Source organism: Rothia sp. P7208, from assembly GCF_048512915.1.
Taxonomy (GTDB): Bacteria; Actinomycetota; Actinomycetes; order Actinomycetales; family Micrococcaceae; genus Rothia.
Window position 1 is genome coordinate 1 of record NZ_JBLXXW010000007.1, and the last position, 18,609, is coordinate 18,609.

General features: G+C 48.7%; 15 protein-coding genes. 13 read left to right on the plus strand and 2 right to left on the minus strand.

Annotated features, from left to right (window positions below; translation table 11 throughout):
• Positions 1-129: 129 nt before the first annotated feature.
• Both ACN084_RS06795 and ACN084_RS06800 read right to left on the minus strand, forming a co-directional pair.
• The gene (locus tag ACN084_RS06795) at positions 130-897 is read right to left on the minus strand and encodes a hypothetical protein (RefSeq protein WP_419106334.1); all 768 of its coding nucleotides are present in this window, start codon (positions 895-897) and stop codon (positions 130-132) included.
• Between the two features lie 541 nt (positions 898-1,438).
• On the minus strand, positions 1,439-2,137 hold the full coding sequence (locus ACN084_RS06800) for a hypothetical protein (protein ID WP_419106335.1): 699 nt from the start codon (positions 2,135-2,137) through the stop codon (positions 1,439-1,441).
• 559 nt (positions 2,138-2,696) lie between these two features.
• On the opposite strand from ACN084_RS06800, the gene ACN084_RS06805 reads away from it, so the two are divergent.
• The 13 genes from ACN084_RS06805 (at position 2,697) to ACN084_RS06865 (ending at position 18,605) form a co-directional block, all read left to right on the plus strand.
• Positions 2,697-3,950: an amidohydrolase gene (locus ACN084_RS06805; RefSeq protein ID WP_419106336.1), complete on the plus strand. Its 1,254-nt coding sequence runs from the start codon at positions 2,697-2,699 to the stop codon at positions 3,948-3,950.
• 259 nt (positions 3,951-4,209) lie between these two features.
• A complete protein-coding gene (locus ACN084_RS06810; protein WP_419102017.1) occupies positions 4,210-5,307 on the plus strand; it encodes a BMP family lipoprotein in 1,098 nt (365 codons plus the stop codon).
• A gap of 171 nt (positions 5,308-5,478) precedes the next feature.
• The gene (locus tag ACN084_RS06815; protein WP_419106337.1) at positions 5,479-7,083 is read left to right on the plus strand and encodes an ABC transporter ATP-binding protein; all 1,605 of its coding nucleotides are present in this window, start codon (positions 5,479-5,481) and stop codon (positions 7,081-7,083) included.
• Positions 7,080-8,369 (plus strand): ABC transporter permease, encoded by a 1,290-nt coding sequence (locus ACN084_RS06820; RefSeq protein ID WP_419102019.1) that lies wholly within the window; start codon positions 7,080-7,082, stop codon positions 8,367-8,369. Before ACN084_RS06815 ends, ACN084_RS06820 begins: the two co-directional genes overlap by 4 nt.
• Positions 8,369-9,655, plus strand: coding sequence for an ABC transporter permease (locus ACN084_RS06825; protein ID WP_419102020.1), 1,287 nt, complete (start codon positions 8,369-8,371; stop codon positions 9,653-9,655). Before ACN084_RS06820 ends, ACN084_RS06825 begins: the two co-directional genes overlap by 1 nt.
• A gap of 91 nt (positions 9,656-9,746) precedes the next feature.
• Positions 9,747-10,181 (plus strand): cytidine deaminase, encoded by a 435-nt coding sequence (locus ACN084_RS06830; RefSeq protein WP_419102222.1) that lies wholly within the window; start codon positions 9,747-9,749, stop codon positions 10,179-10,181.
• A gap of 48 nt (positions 10,182-10,229) precedes the next feature.
• Positions 10,230-11,537: a thymidine phosphorylase gene (locus ACN084_RS06835; RefSeq protein WP_419106338.1), complete on the plus strand. Its 1,308-nt coding sequence runs from the start codon at positions 10,230-10,232 to the stop codon at positions 11,535-11,537.
• Positions 11,538-11,584: 47 nt separating this feature from the next.
• Positions 11,585-13,501, plus strand: coding sequence for a hypothetical protein (locus ACN084_RS06840; protein ID WP_419106339.1), 1,917 nt, complete (start codon positions 11,585-11,587; stop codon positions 13,499-13,501).
• A complete protein-coding gene (locus ACN084_RS06845) occupies positions 13,482-14,807 on the plus strand; it encodes an adenosine deaminase (protein ID WP_419106340.1) in 1,326 nt (441 codons plus the stop codon). Before ACN084_RS06840 ends, ACN084_RS06845 begins: the two co-directional genes overlap by 20 nt.
• 2 nt (positions 14,808-14,809) lie before the next feature.
• Positions 14,810-15,490, plus strand: coding sequence for a MazG family protein (locus tag ACN084_RS06850; protein WP_419106341.1), 681 nt, complete (start codon positions 14,810-14,812; stop codon positions 15,488-15,490).
• Positions 15,491-15,731: 241 nt separating this feature from the next.
• Complete coding sequence (gene eno / locus ACN084_RS06855; RefSeq protein ID WP_419106342.1) at positions 15,732-17,012, plus strand: phosphopyruvate hydratase; 1,281 nt, start codon at positions 15,732-15,734, stop codon at positions 17,010-17,012.
• A gap of 298 nt (positions 17,013-17,310) precedes the next feature.
• Positions 17,311-17,952: an FtsB family cell division protein gene (locus ACN084_RS06860; protein ID WP_419102026.1), complete on the plus strand. Its 642-nt coding sequence runs from the start codon at positions 17,311-17,313 to the stop codon at positions 17,950-17,952.
• 50 nt (positions 17,953-18,002) lie between these two features.
• Positions 18,003-18,605, plus strand: a complete 603-nt coding sequence (locus ACN084_RS06865) for a DUF501 domain-containing protein (RefSeq protein WP_419102027.1) — start codon at positions 18,003-18,005, stop codon at positions 18,603-18,605.
• The last annotated feature ends 4 nt before the right edge of the window (positions 18,606-18,609 follow it).

The following is an 18,609-nucleotide window of genomic DNA, read 5'->3' on the forward strand; positions in this document are numbered from 1 at the left end:
ACATTTTTTATACTCGCTGTGATGGGGACTTGTCCTTGCGACAGCACAAAGCCCCTTGACCTATCAAAGATGTGTCAAGGGGCTTCGCTTTATGGTTGTTCTTCTATCTGAAGAGAACCTTAGGAAATTTTAACCAACGGAGGAAGTTCCAGCTGAACCTTTTGCATTCCCCTGTGAACCAGGGCAAGTGCCAGTAAGAACGCTCTGATCATTTCGAGCATCAGAATTAGGGTTAATAATTTGCCCATTGAATTCGAGCTGGTCGTTGTGCGATTTTGGCGTGTTCTGGAAGTTAGACCACTGAATGGTTGGGTAGCAACCCCCATTGATAATAACAGGCGTACGACGACGGTCATTAACACTAGTACCGAACCGACGAGGCGTAGTGAACCCGAGGTTGTAACTTCCACCCGCGCTAGAGGAATTGACAGTGATATTTGTCTTAGGACGAACATTTGCTCCACCGCCAGTCCAAATGAGACGGACTACGCAACTAACCTCACTTACTGGAATCTCAACATTCGCAGTCAGAGTAACGGTGAAAACGCAACCACCATTGGTGGAACCGCCAACCTCATTTACCTCTAATGACCAGCGTCCGTCCTTTGAATAGTTAGTCTCAGGCATGCTACCAGCTTCAGCTGTTACCTGCCATGTAACAGTTTCACCAGGCTTCATGGTGTCATCACCGGAGTTAACCGCAAGGTAAACACTGGTGGTCTGCATGTTAACATTTCCACCACCAAAGAACAGGCTACATACGGTACCGTACGGCTCCTGACCTGGTACTCGAGGGGTAGGAGAAGTTGCATAAGCGGGAACAACAGCAGAAGCAGCTACAACAGGAGCTGCCCATGCTGCACCCTTAGCCAGGGTACGGCGTGAAATTTGAGTCATAAGTATATTTCCTTCTCAAAAAGATGCTAAGTGAGGATAATCGGGATACGTCACCAGTTGCGCCCTCTACCTAGAGAATACGAATATGCACTAGGTGCATACTCTTTGAGACCTGCATGAGCAGGGCACTCAGCTATTTAGGGGACAGAACTGGTTTCTGACTAATAATATCAGCGAATCCCCAGAAATAAAGAGGTTCATTCTGGAAATATCCCCCGAACGGCCGATAAAAATATAACTTTTAAGAAGAATGCCGCCCCCTAAAAACCCACAACCTAGAGCGTTGGAAAGTGGGTTTTTGTAGAGAGGTTTGAGTTTATGTTAAGTATGAGCACGTCAAACGATAGAAAACCTGATGTTTAACACTGAAAGAAATTTGGGTTCAAGCACAAAAGCCGCTCATAGCACCATGGTTTACAGCGTGCTATGAGCGGCTTTGTGATTTTAATATCATTTTGGGTAGGGGTGGGTCGAGAGGCCTGGTGTTCTCTCGTTGTCTGCTTTCAGTAACCTGTTATTAAGTTCTACTATCGAAGAAGTTTTAGACTCGGCCGTCCTGATTTGGGTCCCATTTTGACGCACCGCGACGCTTGTCGGGAGAAGCCCTGTCGATAGAGTCGTAGTCTACAACCAAAGTGTCTCCTTGATATCCGCGAACAATGACCTTGTCTGCGCGCCTGTTTCCAGGGAGGAGTCCTGTAAGGCCTGTGAAAATTTTGAAACCCACGCTCAGTGTTCCGCGCTTTGCGCCACGCTTATCAACAAACTCCGGGGTGTCAAACGTAATGGTTTCTACGCCAGTCTTTGAATCGTATTGAACTGGTGAGACGTTGGTACGTGGAAATTCAGTAGGAATCGCCGATCCTCCACCGTCTCCCGCAAGGTCTTCAATCTTAAAATCACGCTTTTTGGTGATGGTCTTATCGTCATCGTTTGGCACTGGAACGATAGTAACTTCCCAGCGCATGGGTGGAATTGTTGACCCTACGGGGATAAGGAAATGGAAGTTTCCTTCTCTAATGGACGAGTGTGAGCCTGCATCTCGCTGGTCAATATAGAAAGGCCCGCATGAGCCGTCTAATTGGCATGTTGCAAGAATATTTGAACTTGCTGCGTATTGTGGCACTCCGGTTGAGTCGCGCACAGTAGGTGCTGCCCAAGCGGGGGTGGTGGCGACGGCAAGGGGTGCAGCAAGCGCTGCACCTTTTGCGAGAGTTCGTCGCGAAATGTGATGAGTCATGGTGTATTCCTTAGGATGCTCTCATTAGCGGTGCGGAAATATAAAATAATCAATAATATATTGAAATAAATATGAAATTATGGTGCATGTTATCTGTTGTTGTCGCGCGTTGTTGAGTGATTCATATACTGTCCCTTAAATATGAGTACCCTATTTGGTGGACAACGATAACACCCTCAACGCTAGTGAAGTTCTCCTCGACATTCAGCCTATTTCGTGCTTATTACGCAAGACTTAAGGGATTTTTTAATAAAAAGCAGTCTCTTTTTAGGGGACAAGTTTTCAATATAGAAAATAGTGATTGAAAATTAATATTAAGTTTCTGTGAGAATCCTCAACGTAAGTAGTGAAAAAGCATTTAAAGAATATGTAATATGTGTAAAAAATATGCATTTTTACGAAAATAAATATAAAAAATAGACTAAAAATGTATCTTTAATTACACTCATGTATATTGATTTTTGACATTGACAGCGTTAACTGGCGAATCCTGCAGCGATGACAAAGGGAAGCCTCACAAAACTCCCGCCACAACACCAAAGCGCGCTACATTAGAAAAATGGCAGAAAAACCCGCACTAGCACTCCTCGATGAATCTGGTCCCGTCATCGGAACACGTATCAAGCACCTTATCGCCGAACTACAACAGTTCCGTAGAACCGTTCACCAAAACCCAGAACTCTCCTTTAAAGAACACCACACCACAGAACGAATCATCACCCGATTACAAGTCGCCGGCATGAGCCCCCAGTGCTACAAAAACACCGGATGCTACGTAGACATTGGAGAAGGTGCCATCGCCGCCGCGCTACGGGCAGATATTGACGCCCTACCCATCAACGAATACACCGGCTTAGACTACAGCTCCACCCGCCCCGGCATCATGCACGCCTGCGGTCACGACATTCACCAAACCGTCATGCTCGGAGTCGCACTAACACTCTGGGAAATACATCAACAAAGCCCGCTCTCTCGGACTATTCGCATCATCTTCCAACCAGCTGAAGAACAACTCCCCGGCGGAGCCGTAGAAGTTATCGCTCAAAATGCTTTAGAAGGAGTCCCACGCGCCTTCGCTTTACACTGCGAACCAAAAGTGGATGTCGGAAAAATCGGAACCCGAATCGGCCCCATCACTTCAGCCTCAGATACCATCAAAATACGACTCACGGGACGCGGCGGACACACCTCACGCCCACACCTCACAGAAGACCTCATCTACGCGATGAACCAAATCGCTATCAACGTCCCAGCAGTTCTCTCGCGACGAATCGATGTGCGCTCAGGTGTACTCCTCGCATGGGGGCAAATTCAAGCAGGTGTTGCACCCAACGCCATCCCCTCTGAAGGCTACCTTGCAGGAACGATGCGTTGCCTCGACGCCCAAGCATGGTACCAAGCCGGAGAAATCCTCGATGAGGTCGTAGAACAAGTTGCAGCACCCTACGGCGTCACCATCGAACTAGAACACATCAAGGGAGTGCCGCCAGTTGTAAACACAGAAGATGAAACAACCATGGTCGAAAACGCGGCACGAGCAGAACTTGGCGAAGACTCCGTCGTCCTCGTCGAACAATCTATGGGCGGAGAAGACTTCGCATGGATGCTTCAAGAAGTTCCCGGAACTATGATACGACTAGGAACAAGAACCCCCGGCGGTATCACCTATGACCTTCATCGAGGAGACTACAACCCCGATGAAAGAGCTATCGGGTACGGGGTACAGGTTATGGCATCTACTGCACTACGAGCCGTACGCTGGGAAATCGCAAAACGTTCTGCCGAACAATTCCGAACGAGCAACACCTACTAAATAACTACAGAAAATAAGTGTTACAGGAAGAAAAAATTGAACCAGAAAAGAGATAGTGGCTAGGCTAAACCTTGAACACTCACCAACGCGGACAAATGACAGTGCCCCGCCCCACGGAGTGTGATACGACATAACCACGTGTGAGCCATTACTATATAACGTATATACCGCACTCTCATCCTCAACAGAGCTAGGACGGCAGAACCTTTCTGGCACACCATGAGTGCACCCCCACTCAACACATCATGAAGGGACGACGATGACCAATCGTAAACGTTTTGCAGCAACAGGTTCAGTCTTGGGCATCTCAGCTATGCTTCTTGCAAGCTGTGGCGCAGCACCCGAAGCATCCTCCGGCGACTCACAAGCTAAAGACTCCAACTTCAAAGGTTGCATCGTCTCTGACTCCGGCGGATTCGAGGATAAATCCTTCAACGAAAACTCCTACGCTGGACTCAAAGCAGCAGAAAAAGACTACGGCATCCAAACTGCGCAAGCAGAATCAAACTCCGATTCTGAGTTCGGACCTAACCTCACCAACATGGTCCAAGCAGGTTGCAATATCATCGTCACCGTTGGATTCTCACTAGCAGACGCAACCAAAGAATACGCAGAACAGAACCCTGATATCGACTTCACCATCGTCGACTACGGCGACATTGACGTCAAAAACGTTCGCCCCATTGTTTACGACACAGCACAAGCTGCATTCCAAGCAGGTTACCTTGCTGCCGCTCAAAGCAAGACCGGCAAAGTCGCAACTTACGGCGGTCTAGAAATCCCCACCGTGACCATCTTCATGGACGGCTTCGCTCAGGGTGTCAAATACTACAACGAACAGAAAAACGCTAACGTTCAGGTTCTCGGCTGGGACCATGATGCGAAAAGCGGAACCTTCACCGGAGACTTCACCGACCAGACCAAAGGTAAAACCAACACCCAGAACTTCCTCGACCAAGGTGCAGACATCATCCTTCCTGTCGCAGGACCTGTAGGTGCCGGTACTCTTGACGCGGTCACCGAATACAACTCAAGCCACCAAGATGCACCCGCATCCGTAATCTGGGTAGACTCCGACGGCTACGAGACCAACCCGAACTACCAGGCCATCATCCTCACCTCCATCCAGAAGAAGATGAAAGAAGCTGTAGAATCCACCATTCACGACAGCCTCGAAGGCAAGTTCACCTCCGAAAAATACGTTGGAACCCTCGAAAATGATGGTGTTGGACTCGCTCCATTCCACGACTTCGAATCCAAAGTCTCTGACGAAACCAAGTCTGAACTTGGCACCATCAAAGACAAAATCATTTCTGGTGAAATCACTGTCAACACCGACGGTACACCACAGAAATAAAACCTTATAAGGCTCAGTGGCTGGCACTAAGAGGGCAACCTCCTCGTGCCAGCCGCTCAGCACTTAAAACTCCACCACATATTCACACGGATAACCCCCGCTCATACGCTTAAGAGAACTACCCCACATCCCTCAACAGCAGAGTCTGAGCAATGACAAGAAAGCGCATCGATGAAACTCGAACTGCGAAAAGTCACAAAAAAATTTGGTGATTTTACCGCAAATGACAGCATTGATTTAGTCGTAGAACCAGGTACCGTTCACTGCCTCCTCGGCGAAAACGGTGCCGGAAAATCGACACTCATGAACGTCATCTACGGACTCTACGAACCTACTGACGGGCAAATCCTCATCGACGATAAGCCAGTCGAATTTTCTGGGCCCTCAGACGCTATGGCCGCTGGCATTGGCATGGTACACCAACACTTTATGCTTGTACCCGTCTTCACCGTTGCCGAAAATATTGCGCTCGGATCAGAAGAAACGCGCGGAACCATCCTCAACCTTGAAGCAACCCGCACCAAAATCCGTGAAATCTCTCAACGCTACGGGTTCGACGTAGACCCAGATGCCGTCGTTGAAGACCTCCCCGTAGGTGTACAACAGCGCGTAGAAATCATTAAAGCTCTCGTACGAGACGCCGAAATTCTCATTCTTGACGAACCCACTGCAGTGCTCACACCAGCAGAAACTGACCAGCTGCTAGGCATCATGGATCAGCTACGCAAAGACGGAAAATCACTGCTATTTATCTCCCACAAGCTACGAGAAGTACGTGAAGTATCAGACCATATCACCGTGATTCGGCGAGGAAAAGTCGTTGGAACAGCTGACCCTAGCGCAACCACCGACGAACTGGCATCACTTATGGTCGGAAAAGCCGTCAAACTTGTCGTCGAGAAAGACGCCCCACAACTAACTGACGCAAACTTCATCGTTGAAGACCTCAACCTCATCTCTGAACAAGGCGTGCCACTTCTCAAAAACGTCAGCTTTAACGTTCGCGGAGGCGAAATCCTCGCTATCGCCGGTGTGCAAGGAAACGGGCAGACTGAACTCGCTGAAACTATCATCGGGCTACACCCTAAAGCACACGGTTCGATGAAACTAGGAGAGACCGAACTCCTCGGAAAAAACACTCGACAAGTACTCGACGCCGGTGTCGGATTCGTCCCAGAAGACCGCAACGTCGACGGGCTAGTAGGTTCCTTCTCTATCGCAGAAAACCTCATCCTAGATCTTTATAACCGTAAAGAATTCTCACAATACGGCACACTGCGTAATAGCGAAATCGCTCATAATGCAGAAAGAGCCATTAAAGAATTCGATATCCGAGTCGGTTCACAATACGATGCAGCCTCAACGCTCTCTGGCGGTAACCAACAAAAAATCGTCGTTGCACGAGAACTCACACGAGATCTCAAACTCTTTGTCGCATCACAGCCAACTCGCGGTGTAGACGTTGGCTCCATCGAATTTATTCATCAAAGAATCGTTGAAGAACGAGACAAAGGCGTACCCGTCATCATTATCTCTACAGAATTGGACGAAGTGCACGCCTTAGCAGACCGTATTGCTGTCTTCTTCCACGGAGAACTCATGGGCATCGCACCACCGGAAACGCCACGTAACGTCTTGGGTATGATGATGGCTGGAACACCCTACGAAGAAGCCCTCAAAGCATCGGGGGAAAGCTCCACAACAGATATCAATACCCCTCAACCTCAAACCCCTGAAGCAGAAAACATCCCCTGGGCAGAAGGAGACCAAGCATGAGCGCCGAAGGAAAATCCACCGTCGCAGAAGCCACCGATACCGTGCTCACTGCCTCCGAAACCGTACCACCGGCACACACACAACCCTCCGAAAAAGAAAAACTTCCTGTACTGACTCGTATACTATCCGGCTCCGTCAGCTTGTCCTTTTTTGCACTACTTGCTGCACTTATCGTCGGCGGTATTCTTATCGCGGTCACTGACCCTGCAACACAAAAAGCCTCACGCTACTTCTTCGCCCGACCGCTAGATACACTTAGCGCCGGCTGGGACGCAGCGACCAACGCTTACCTCGCACTATTTAGAGGCGCTATTTTCAACTATGAAGCGAGCACCTTCACTAAAGCGATATATCCGCTGACTGAAACTCTCACGGTAGCAACACCCCTTATTTTTGCTGGTCTTGCCGTAGCTATCGCATTCCGTACCGGACTCTTTAACATCGGCGCACAAGGACAAATCATCCTTGGCGCAATCGTTGCCAGCTACGTTGCCATCAACTGGCACCTACCCAGCTACTTACTACTACCTTTTATCGTTCTTGGCGGTATTCTCGGCGGTAGCCTCTGGGGTGGTTTAGTCGGATTACTCAAAGCAAAGACTGGTGCGCATGAAGTCATTCTTTCTATCATGCTCAACTACATTGCTGCGAACCTACTTCTTTTCCTCCTCAAAACACCACTATGGCAACGCGAAGGAAGCTCAAACCCCATTTCACCTGTACTAGCAGATGAAGCAATCTTCCCCAGAATCTTTGGACAAAGCTTCCGTCTTCACGCAGGATTCATTCTCGCCTTACTAGCAGTATTTTTTGTTTCGTGGCTTATCAACCGTTCAACTATCGGATTCAAACTTCGAGCAGTAGGGGCAAACCCTCATGCTGCAAAAACTGCGGGCGTATCTGTTGCTAATGGATACATTATTGTGATGGCTATTGCTGGTGCGCTAGCAGGTCTTGCCGGTGTCGCCCAAGTTTCAGGAACCGAAAAAGTCCTGAGTACAGGTATCGCTTCCTCCTATGGTTTTGACGCTATTACTGTGGCGCTTCTTGGCCGAGCAACACCTGTCGGCACTCTTCTCGCTGCTCTTCTCTATGGGGCACTTCGAGCAGGCGGTGTCACCATGCAGGTCAGCACCGGAACGTCTGTAGACCTTGTCGACGTGGTTCAGGCACTTATCGTGCTCTTCATTGCTGCACCACCACTGGTACGAGCCATTTTTAGGCTTCCAGACCCCGACAAGCCCAAAAAGAAGAAAAAAACTACTCAGTCCGCGGAGGCAAAATAATGAGCACGACAGCTGTTATCGACACCGCAACGCCACAAGATACCGTGCTCGTGCGTCACTGGAAAAACACGTGGATTTTCGGCACACTAAGCGTCATCTCGCTACTAGTCCTTGCCTTGAACGCTCCTGCCTCGCGCGTGGTACTTGGCCTGTCCACCAAAGATGATGTCATTCAACTTCCAGCGCTGAACCTCTCAACGCCAACAACGGGTTGGGCTGTTACCGCCGTCCTCATTGCCGTCACCTTATGGTGTGCTAAGCTCACGTTCTCCGGTAAGAAAACACCGCTATACCTCTCAGCTATTTTCTGGTTCTCTTTTATCTTTGGCGTGCTCATCTGGGCTATCGGCTCTGCACGTATGACCGAAATATCGTTGATTACCATCCTTACCGGTGCTGTTGCTCTTTCAGTACCCATGATTTTTGGTTCGATGGGCGGACTCCTTTGCGAACGCTCTGGAATCATCAACATTGCGATTGAAGGTCAACTTCTTTTCGGTGCATTCTCTGCCGTACTTGTTGGTTCTATGACAGGAAACCCTTGGCTTGGGCTAATCGCGGCAATGATTGGCGGCATGCTGGTATCTTTCCTACTAGCAACCTTCTCCATTAAATATCTTGTTGATCAGACCATCGTTGGTGTTGTGGTGAACGTCCTCGTCTCAGGACTTACCGGATTCCTTTATTCTCGTGTACTCCAACAAGATGCGGCACACCTCAACTCTGCTCCTCGTTTACCTAGCTTTGAAATTCCGGTTCTTTCACAAATCCCTGTGATTGGTCCAGTACTATTCAACCAGTCCGTTATCGTTTACCTGATGTACATTGTGGTTGGTACGATTTGGTTCTCTCTGAACAAAACACGTTGGGGGCTTCGCACCCGCGCGGTTGGCGAACATCCCCAAGCCGCAGATACCCTTGGCGTCAACGTGAACCGTCTACGCTTTAGCAATGTCATGATTGCTGGCGCTGTTGCTGGTATGGGTGGAGCTTTCTTCACTCTTGTTGCGGTGAGCTCCTTCAACGCTGATATGACGGCAGGGCAAGGCTACATTGCGTTGGCTGCACTAATTTTTGGTCGGTGGAAACCGCTTGGTGCGTTGAGCGCCTCACTTCTTTTTGGTTTCTCGTTGCAGATGCAGTTCATCCTTTCTGGACTTGGAACGGATATTCCTACTGAACTATTGGCTATGCTCCCTTACGTCGTAACGATTCTTGCAGTGGCCGGTTTGGTCGGTCGTTCGCGTGGACCTGCAGCAGCCGGTAAAGCGTACACCAAGGGATAAATCACTCCCTGTACCACGAGAAAACACCGATGATGAGGTTTCGATAGTGCACACTGTCGGAACCTCATCGTGCCCTCGGGCGCAATACACAATACGTTTACACCCCAAGGATTCCTGCATGAGCCATCGTGAAACTTTAGAACACCGCATTAACTGGGAAAAACTCACAGAACATGCCACCTGCGCGATGAAAAAATCCTATTCACCCTATTCACAATATGCAGTAGGGGCAGCGGCTCTTACCGACGACGGCAGAATCATTACTGGCTGTAACGTCGAAAATGCGTCTTTTGGGCTTACCTTATGTGCTGAATGTTCCCTCATCTCAGAGCTTTTTAGAACAGGCGGAGGGAAAATCCTTGCCTTTACGTGTGTGGATAAAAATGGTGAAGCACTCATGCCTTGTGGACGGTGCAGACAACTACTCTACGAACACAGCACTAAAGATATGCTCATCAAAACAGTGAGCGGAATACTTTCTATCGAACAGATGCTTCCCGACGCTTTTGGGCCTGAACGGCTCTGAAAACATTCATACTAGACTTAACCGACACCTTTGACGGAGGAAAAACACATGTCGTACGAACCATTCGACGCGGTAGATGTTATTCGCGCTAAACGAGATCGCGAAGAACTTACTAAAGAACACATTGACTGGGTGATTGACGCTTACACTCGTGGAGTTGTCGCTGACGAACAAATGAGTGCACTTGCCATGGCAATTTTTCTGAACGGAATGAGTGCTACTGAAATTCAGCAGTGGACTCAAGCCATGATTAACTCGGGTGAACGACTAGACTTTTCTTCCATCGTTGGTGCTGGAAAGAAAATTGCAACCAGCGACAAACATTCTACCGGCGGTGTGGGAGATAAAATTACGTTGCCACTAGCACCATTGGTAGCAGTCTACAACGTTGCGGTTCCTCAACTATCTGGTCGCGGACTAGGCCATACCGGTGGAACACTCGATAAATTAGAATCCATCCCTGGTTGGCAAGCATATTTGAGTAATGAACGAACTCTCGAAATACTCTCGGACGTAGGCGCTGTTATTTGTGCCGCCGGAACTGGTCTCGCACCTGCAGATAAGAAGCTATACGCGCTACGTGATGTCACTTCCACTGTAGAGGCTATACCACTTATCGCAAGTTCCATCATGTCTAAAAAAATTGCTGAAGGAACAGATTCTCTGGTGCTTGATGTAAAAGTTGGTTCTGGTGCTTTTATGAAAGATGTTGACTATGCACAAGAACTAGCACGTACCATGGTGCGTTTAGGAACAGATGCCGGTGTTAAAACGACAGCATTGCTGACGAACATGGACACCCCGTTAGGGCTGACCGTTGGTAACGCGTGCGAAGTGGAAGAGTCTGTAGAAGTACTTGCTGGTGGTGGCCCATCTGATGTTGTTGAACTGACGGTGGCGCTTGCACGCGAAATGCTCCGTTCCTGTGGCATTGATGAGGACCCCGCTGAAGCTCTCGCTGATGGTCGTGCTATGGATAAATGGCGAGTAATGATTAGCGCCCAAGGTGGAGATCCCGATGCCGCATTACCTCAAGCACGTGAAACTCACACTGTTTACGCAACAGAAACTGGTGTGCTTACCCGTCTTGATGCTTTGGGAGTAGGGGTTGCTTCTTGGCGTTTGGGCGCTGGACGAGCTCGTAAAGAAGACCAAGTGCAAGCTGGTGCTGGAATCCGTCTACACGCTAAGCCAGGAGATACCATACGTGCTGGTGACCGACTCATGACACTAATGACCGACACTCCCGAACGCTTTGAACGAGCGTTAGAATCCTTAGAAGATGCTTATACTATCGGCAAAGAATATGAGCCTCAGCCGCTGATTCTAGGTAAAGTGAGTACTGAACAGCAGTAAACTACTCGTAAGAACACTCACCGTTCGCACCGAAGAAAGAGAACATCATGGGACTTTTTAGCCGTCGTAAAGACAAGAAAGCTGCTGAATCGGCAGTAACAGCACAGCCTGTTGAACAGCCTGTAGAACCAAAGACCTCTGTACAGGAACAGACCCCAAAACCTTCCGTAGAAGAAAGTGCCTCTACTTTCTCTGCCTTTCAAGAGCTCAACGAACAGAGTGCTTTGCATTCTCTAATTCGTATGATGCGCTCTAAAGGTGAAGGTCAACTCACCCTCGACCTGAAGCAAGAGGGCAACGACATGTTGTTGACCTTTGAAGAAAATGGCAAAAAAATTGAAGAAACCATTGTTGTTCCAGGAAACTCTTGGTTTGAAAACGTTGCGGCGCTCTACACCGAAGAAGAGGAAGGCTCACGCGGGGCATGGACTCGTGCGCTGATTATTCTGCTGGGAACAAACGCTCAGGTTTCTTACCTCAACTCAAAGAATGAGACCTCTTGTAACCTGCATTATCGAGTAGAGGAGATGGCGGACGAACCAGAAGAGAAAACGTCTGCTACAGAAGCTACAGAAGTAGCTGGAGCAGAAACACTGCCTGAAAATCAGCAGAATAATATCGCTGATGATTCTCCTATCGCTCGTGTTGCAGAACGTTTTGAATCCGCATTTCCTGCGGACAAAACATCGAACGCAAATATTGCTGAAGCAGACGACTCTGCTGAAGAGAATACTTCTGCACCAGTAATAGCGGATGCTCACTCACGTTCTGAGGAATCATCACCTGCTGGTGAAACTCTCAACGCTGCAAGTTCAACAGCTGAGGAAACTACAAGGGTCGATACTACGGCGGCGCAAACAGAAGCTGTTCAAAGCGGCACGAGCAATAGTGTCGAAGAAGCTGAAGAAACTTCTGAAACAGCCACTGCAGAAGCCACCGCAGGAACTGAAACTACAGCAGAAGCCACCACAGAAACTGAAACTACAGCAGAAAGTGGCGAACATGCTCCTCAGAACCTCGACGATAACACCTCGTCATCAGCACAGGACTCAAACACCGAAAAAGCGGAATCAGAAACAGACCGTTCTGAACCTCATGCACGTCTTGCTGTTGCTCGCCCCTCAACTGTAGCAACCGCTGAAACAACAACAGATACCAGCGCAGAACTCGCTGAAGAATCTTCACACGAGGCCGAAGCTTCTTGCACCAATACCGAAAACAGCGAGAACACCCACGCGAACATCGCTGACGAGTCAGACATAACTACTCATAATACCGATGCAGACACCTTCACCTCTGCACACGATATTTCACTGGTAACCGCGTCACTACCAGAACACGTTGACGACGAATGGGAAGAAGACACCGACACCCTCGTTGCTACACCAGCTACCAACGTCCGTGGAACAGACCTACCCGAAGACGCACATGGCGTAGACGTAGCACCCTCCTACAACACCCCCGTAGAAGAAGTGCAACCTCCTTCTACAACCGAATTAGCAGAAGGAAACCTCGTCCTTACCGAGGCTCAGGTCGTCGCCCGACTACTCAAAGCACAAGAACAACTTTTCGGAGAAAACGGTACCGCCCGAGACGTCTCCACCGTGTTGATACGTGTTCGTGCCCTTGGCTCCTACTACGATGCGTTAACACACGTCCGCCGTAACGGTTTCTGGGATCAACAACGAACCTTCGACCTCATCCCCGAAGACGTCCTCGCCATCTTGCAGCTCAAAGCAGATTCTTATAAAGAAGGCGTAGGCTCACCACTGGCGATGAGCCTACGCTTCACACCTGGAATCCCGCCAGTAGCATCCTTTAGCTACAACGATGAAGGGGCTTTCGCCAAATACCAAGACACTCTACCGGCGCAGCAATACGTTGAAGAGCTCAGACTCTTCCCACGTACCGGAGCAAACATCCCTGAACACATGAACAGGGCGCTTGCTTCATGGACGCTCTAAAACTTTAGGACGTAAGACGCTGTCGAGGAACTTCACTATTGGAGCTACTCGGCAGCGTTTTCGTATCAACTTCAAACACTATATTGATCAAGGAACACCGAACATGACCCAACTTGACGAACAATGGATACAAAAATTACCCAAAATTTGTTTACACGATCACCTTGATGGTGGATTGCAACCACAAACGATGATTGATATCGCACAAGAAATTGGGCATGAACTACCCAGCACAGAACGTGAAAAACTTCAAGAATGGTTCTTTGAAGCAGCAAATTCTGGTTCTCTTGAACGATACCTTGAAACATTTACGCATACTTTAGCCCTCATGCAACGAGCAGAAGATTTGCGACGTATCGCTCAAGAACACGTACTCGCGTGCGCGGCAGACGGCGTCATTTATGCAGAGGTTCGATGGGCACCAGAACAACATCAACGCGCAGGCCTAAGCCTTGAGGAAGCAATCCGAGCTGTAGCAACAGGCCTTAACGATGGTATGGAAATGGTAGCTCAAGCTGGTGGAAGAGTTCTCGTGAACCAGATACTTTGCGCGATGAGAGATCACCATCATTCACGGCAGATAGCAGAACTCGCTGTTAAATACCGTTCATGGGGCGTGGTCGGTTTTGATCTTGCCGGAGCAGAAGAAAATCACCCTGTAGAACAACATCGTGAAGCTTTAGAGTATTTAGCAGAGAACTTTATGCCAGTCACTATTCATGCCGGTGAAGCTGAAGGGCTACGCTCGATTCGCTCCGCATTATTAGTCGGGCGAGCGCTACGTATCGGGCACGGCGTACGTATTACTGAAGACTTTTCATATACGACAGCTGGAGAGCTCGACCCTGACGGGAAAATAATGCCCCAAACCCCTAAAGACCAGAAGATTCTTCAGCTTGGTGCGCTCGCTAGCTGGGTTAAAGACCGTCGTATTACTTTAGAGATTTGTCCGTGTTCGAATATTCAAACGGGCGCTGCTTATGCTGTTGAACATGGTGTTGTGGATTGTTCTCGTGTCGCTAAGAATCTTGCAGAGCATCCCGTTAACGCTTTGCGTGAGGCTGGTTTTGCCGTGACAATTAGTCCTGATAATCGTTTGATGAGTGGTAGTAGTGTGACTGCTGAATTCGTGCATTTAGCGAAGAATTTTGGTTATCAGGTGCAAGATTTCTTTGAACTAACAACTAATGCTATTGAAGGTGCTTTTATCTCGATGGAGGAGAAACAGCATCTGATGCGTGCTGTTCAGGGTGCGTATATGAGTGTTTTTGAACAACAGAATAGTGTGGAAGAGGAAGAGAACTAATCATGGCAGAGCAGCGTATTGTTCCTCAGGGTGCGTCGGAGGCCTTTGAACGGTCGATTGAGCTAATGGATGTTTTGCGTTCTGAGGGTGGTTGTCCTTGGGATGGGAAGCAGACTCATCATTCGTTGGTTCGGTATTTGGTCGAAGAATCGTATGAGGTAATTGAAGCTATTGAGGCTCAAGAGCAGGTAAATTATGAGCTTCTCAAAGAAGAACTCGGCGATGTTCTTTTACAAGTCCTTTTTCATGCTCGTATTGCTGGTGAGCGCGGTGTTGAAGAAGGTGGTTTTAGTATTGCTGATGTTGTTGAGGGGCTGAACCAGAAACTTGAGCGTCGGCATCCTCATGTTTTTGGTGATTCTTCTGTTCGTTCTTTGAATGATAAAGAGGTGACTGCTCAGTGGGAGGAGTTGAAGAAGCAGGAGAAACCGGAGCGTTTATCTGTTTTTGATGGTATTCCTCCTCATCTTCCGGCGTTGGCTTTAGCGGATAAGGTTATTGCGAAGGCTGATAAGGGGCAGGTGTCACTTGATGTGGCTGGTGTTGTTGCTCCTGATGATGAGCATGCAGCGTTTGCGGTGGAGTTGTTCGAAATGGTTCAGCGTGCTCGTGCTCAAGGGGTTGATGCTGAGGGTGCGTTACGTCGTTTAATGTATGCGGTGATTCACTCCTCTGAGAAGTAATGTGTTGTGCTGCGTTATCTGCCGTTGATGTTGTTATTCGTGGGAATATCTTTGGGTGGATAGGGGAGTGGCGTAGGAAAATATCTCAAATATATTGGTGGGAATTATTGAAAGCCTGTGTGCTTATGTGGGTTTCTTTGGTAAAATCGTAGCTGAACGTACGCTCACGTAAGTGTGCACTAGTGAAAACTTGCCTGAGCTTACTCATAGCCAACCAATCTACGCTTCAAGGAGCATATTCATGGCTTTAATTACAGCAGTTCACGCACGTCAGATTCTCGATTCTCGTGGCAACCCTACCGTTGAGGTGGAGGTTCTCCTCGAAGATGGCGCATTCGGTCGCGCAGCAGTTCCTTCCGGTGCTTCTACCGGTGAATGGGAAGCCGTAGAACGTCGTGACGAAGACAAGTCCGTTTACCTTGGCAAGTCTGTTCTTGGTGCTGTCGGTGCAGTCATCGACGAAATTGCCGAAGAAATCATCGGCATCGACGCAACTGACCAGCGCGCACTTGACGCTGCAATGATTAAGCTTGACGGCACAAAGAACAAAGGTAAGCTCGGCGCAAACGCTATTCTTGGTGTATCTTTGGCTGCTGCGAAGGCTGCTGCAGAATCTGCAGACCTTCCACTGTTCAAGTACCTCGGCGGACCTAACGCACACGTTCTTCCTGTTCCTATGATGAACATCCTCAACGGTGGCTCTCACGCAGACTCCAACGTTGATATTCAGGAGTTCATGATTGCTCCTATCGGATTCGACACCTACTCTGCAGCATTGCAAGCAGGCGTTGAGGTTTACCACGCACTCAAGTCTGTTCTCAAAGACCGCGGTCTTTCCACTGGCTTGGGCGACGAAGGCGGATTCGCTCCTAACCTAGAGTCGAACGCTGCTGCTCTTGACCTCATCATCGAAGCAATCGAAAAAGCTGGCTACAAGCCTGGTGAAGAAATTGCTTTGGCACTAGACGTTGCTTCCTCCGAGTTCTACAACGACGGTGCATACGAATTTGAAGGTCAGAAGAAGACCGCTGCAGAAATGTCCGCATACTATGCAGACCTCGTCGCTAAGTACCCACTCGTATCCATTGAGGATCCTCTCGATGAAAACGACTGGGAAGGCTACAAGAACCTTACCCAAGAAATCGGTGACAAGGTACAGATTGTTGGTGACGACCTCTTCGTGACTAACCCAGAGCGTCTTGCACAGGGTATCGAATCTGGTGCAGCAAATGCGCTGTTGGTGAAGGTTAACCAGATTGGTTCTTTGACCGAAACTCTTGATGCTATGGAAATGGCGCAGCGTCACGAATACCGTTGCATGGTTTCTCACCGTTCCGGTGAAACCGAAGACGTCACCATCGCAGACCTAGCGGTTGCAACTAATGCTGGACAGATTAAGACTGGTGCTCCTGCACGTTCTGAGCGTGTTGCAAAGTACAACCAGCTTCTACGTATTGAAGAAGAGCTTGGCGAAGCAGCTGTTTACGCTGGTACATCTTCATTCCCACGTTTCAAGGCATAGAGTTTTCGCTCCGATAGAGAGCTAAACATTTCTTGATCGTATCTCCACCAAGAGAGTCTCTGATATGGAGCTTTCTTGGTGGAGATACGTTCTTTTAAAGAATGTTTTTATGCGATACGTCTTTAAAGTAGCTGAGAAAAAACAAGGAAAAGAAGAATCCCTCGTGTGGGGATTGGAAAGCTAGAAGTGATTTAGTTTTTTGGTGGGTAGAATAGCTAATGCGAGGTACCTACCCTCTGGATAGCTGAGGGATATGAAGAACGCTATCGAGTGAGTGAAAAACGTAGTCAGGGGTAAAATGTCACAAGAAAATAAGCCACGTCGTCGCTCATGGGCAAACTTTTTTGGCACAGAAAAATATCAAAACTATCAGGATGTTAACGCCAGAGAAGATTCTGACGCTCCTGTTGCTGCGCATGCTTTTTCTGGCAGATTGGTTGCGCCTCTCATTATTTTTGCTGTTATCCTCATCTCTTCGTATGCGCCAGTATCAACATATATCCGCCAACAGTCAGAAATTCACCAAGTCGAATCCCATATTGATGCCTTGCAACAAAACCATGACAGTCTGCAAACTCAACTGAGCTGGTGGCAAGATGAAAACTACGTCAAACAGCAAGCAAAGAGCCGTCTATACTATATGGCTGAGGGTGAAACACCGTATCTTGTGGTAGGAGTAGACCCCTCCTCTCATCGTGCAGATGACACCTCAGCAGCAGCACAAAGCGCCCCTAAAGAATCTTGGACAAAAGGTTTGTGGAGCTCTTTTGAACAATCAGCTTTTGCGCAAGATCCAACTCACCAAAAACCAGCGAACAACACCTCTGAACCGGCGCATATAACATCTGCCGAAGAAATAGCTCCGGCTGATCCATCTCGCCCCGTTATAGACCCAACTGCCCCCACCACTGCACCAGCTAGCTCCGCTCCAGCACCATAAAATAACAGACTGATTGACTGACTAAAACTAGTATCACAAGGAACTTCATCATGACTAACACTACTAACCCGCAAGGTTTCGGCGTGAGCGCAGAAACCCTAGAACCTACCGAACTCGATCTTCACGTACTTTCTGAACAATTGGGTCGAAAAGTGCGTGACGTTGCAGAAATCCCTGCTCGCTGTCGCTGCGGAAACCCTCTCGTTGCGGCAACTGCACCACGACTATCAAACGGTTCGCCCTTCCCCACGGTCTTCTACCTAGCACACCCTGCGATTACTGCAGCTGCTAGTCGTCTAGAAGCTGAGGGAAAAATGTACGAGATGACAGACCGTCTTGCTGAAGACACCGAATTAGCTCAGCAATATCAGCAAGCACACGAAAACTATCTTCGTGAACGTGAACGTATCCGTATCAAGACCAACACCGAAGAAGTTCCTGAAATTGACGGTATCTCTGCCGGCGGTATGCCAGTACGCGTTAAGTGTCTTCACGCGGTACTTGGACACACCCTCTCTGTCGGACGCGGAATTAACCCTATGGGGGATGAGACGCTCGAACTGATTGCACCTTGGTGGACTCCCGAACAATGCGCGTGTGACCCACAATGGCGCCATAGCTTTGTCTCAACCGACCAAGAAACCGCTCAATAAGAGA

Excerpts from the sequence above, each read along its gene's own strand:
- ACN084_RS06795 (WP_419106334.1), bottom strand. The coding sequence starts at position 897 with ATGACTCAAATTTCACGCCGTACCCTGGCTAAGGGTGCAGCATGGGCA.
- ACN084_RS06800 (WP_419106335.1), bottom strand. The coding sequence starts at position 2,137 with ATGACTCATCACATTTCGCGACGAACTCTCGCAAAAGGTGCAGCGCTT.
- ACN084_RS06805 (WP_419106336.1), top strand. The coding sequence starts at position 2,697 with ATGGCAGAAAAACCCGCACTAGCACTCCTCGATGAATCTGGTCCCGTC.
- ACN084_RS06810 (WP_419102017.1), top strand. The coding sequence starts at position 4,210 with ATGACCAATCGTAAACGTTTTGCAGCAACAGGTTCAGTCTTGGGCATC.
- ACN084_RS06815 (WP_419106337.1), top strand. The coding sequence starts at position 5,479 with ATGAAACTCGAACTGCGAAAAGTCACAAAAAAATTTGGTGATTTTACC.
- ACN084_RS06820 (WP_419102019.1), top strand. The coding sequence starts at position 7,080 with ATGAGCGCCGAAGGAAAATCCACCGTCGCAGAAGCCACCGATACCGTG.
- ACN084_RS06825 (WP_419102020.1), top strand. The coding sequence starts at position 8,369 with ATGAGCACGACAGCTGTTATCGACACCGCAACGCCACAAGATACCGTG.
- ACN084_RS06835 (WP_419106338.1), top strand. The coding sequence starts at position 10,230 with ATGTCGTACGAACCATTCGACGCGGTAGATGTTATTCGCGCTAAACGA.
- ACN084_RS06840 (WP_419106339.1), top strand. The coding sequence starts at position 11,585 with ATGGGACTTTTTAGCCGTCGTAAAGACAAGAAAGCTGCTGAATCGGCA.
- ACN084_RS06850 (WP_419106341.1), top strand. The coding sequence starts at position 14,810 with ATGGCAGAGCAGCGTATTGTTCCTCAGGGTGCGTCGGAGGCCTTTGAA.
- eno (WP_419106342.1), top strand. The coding sequence starts at position 15,732 with ATGGCTTTAATTACAGCAGTTCACGCACGTCAGATTCTCGATTCTCGT.
- ACN084_RS06860 (WP_419102026.1), top strand. The coding sequence starts at position 17,311 with ATGTCACAAGAAAATAAGCCACGTCGTCGCTCATGGGCAAACTTTTTT.
- ACN084_RS06865 (WP_419102027.1), top strand. The coding sequence starts at position 18,003 with ATGACTAACACTACTAACCCGCAAGGTTTCGGCGTGAGCGCAGAAACC.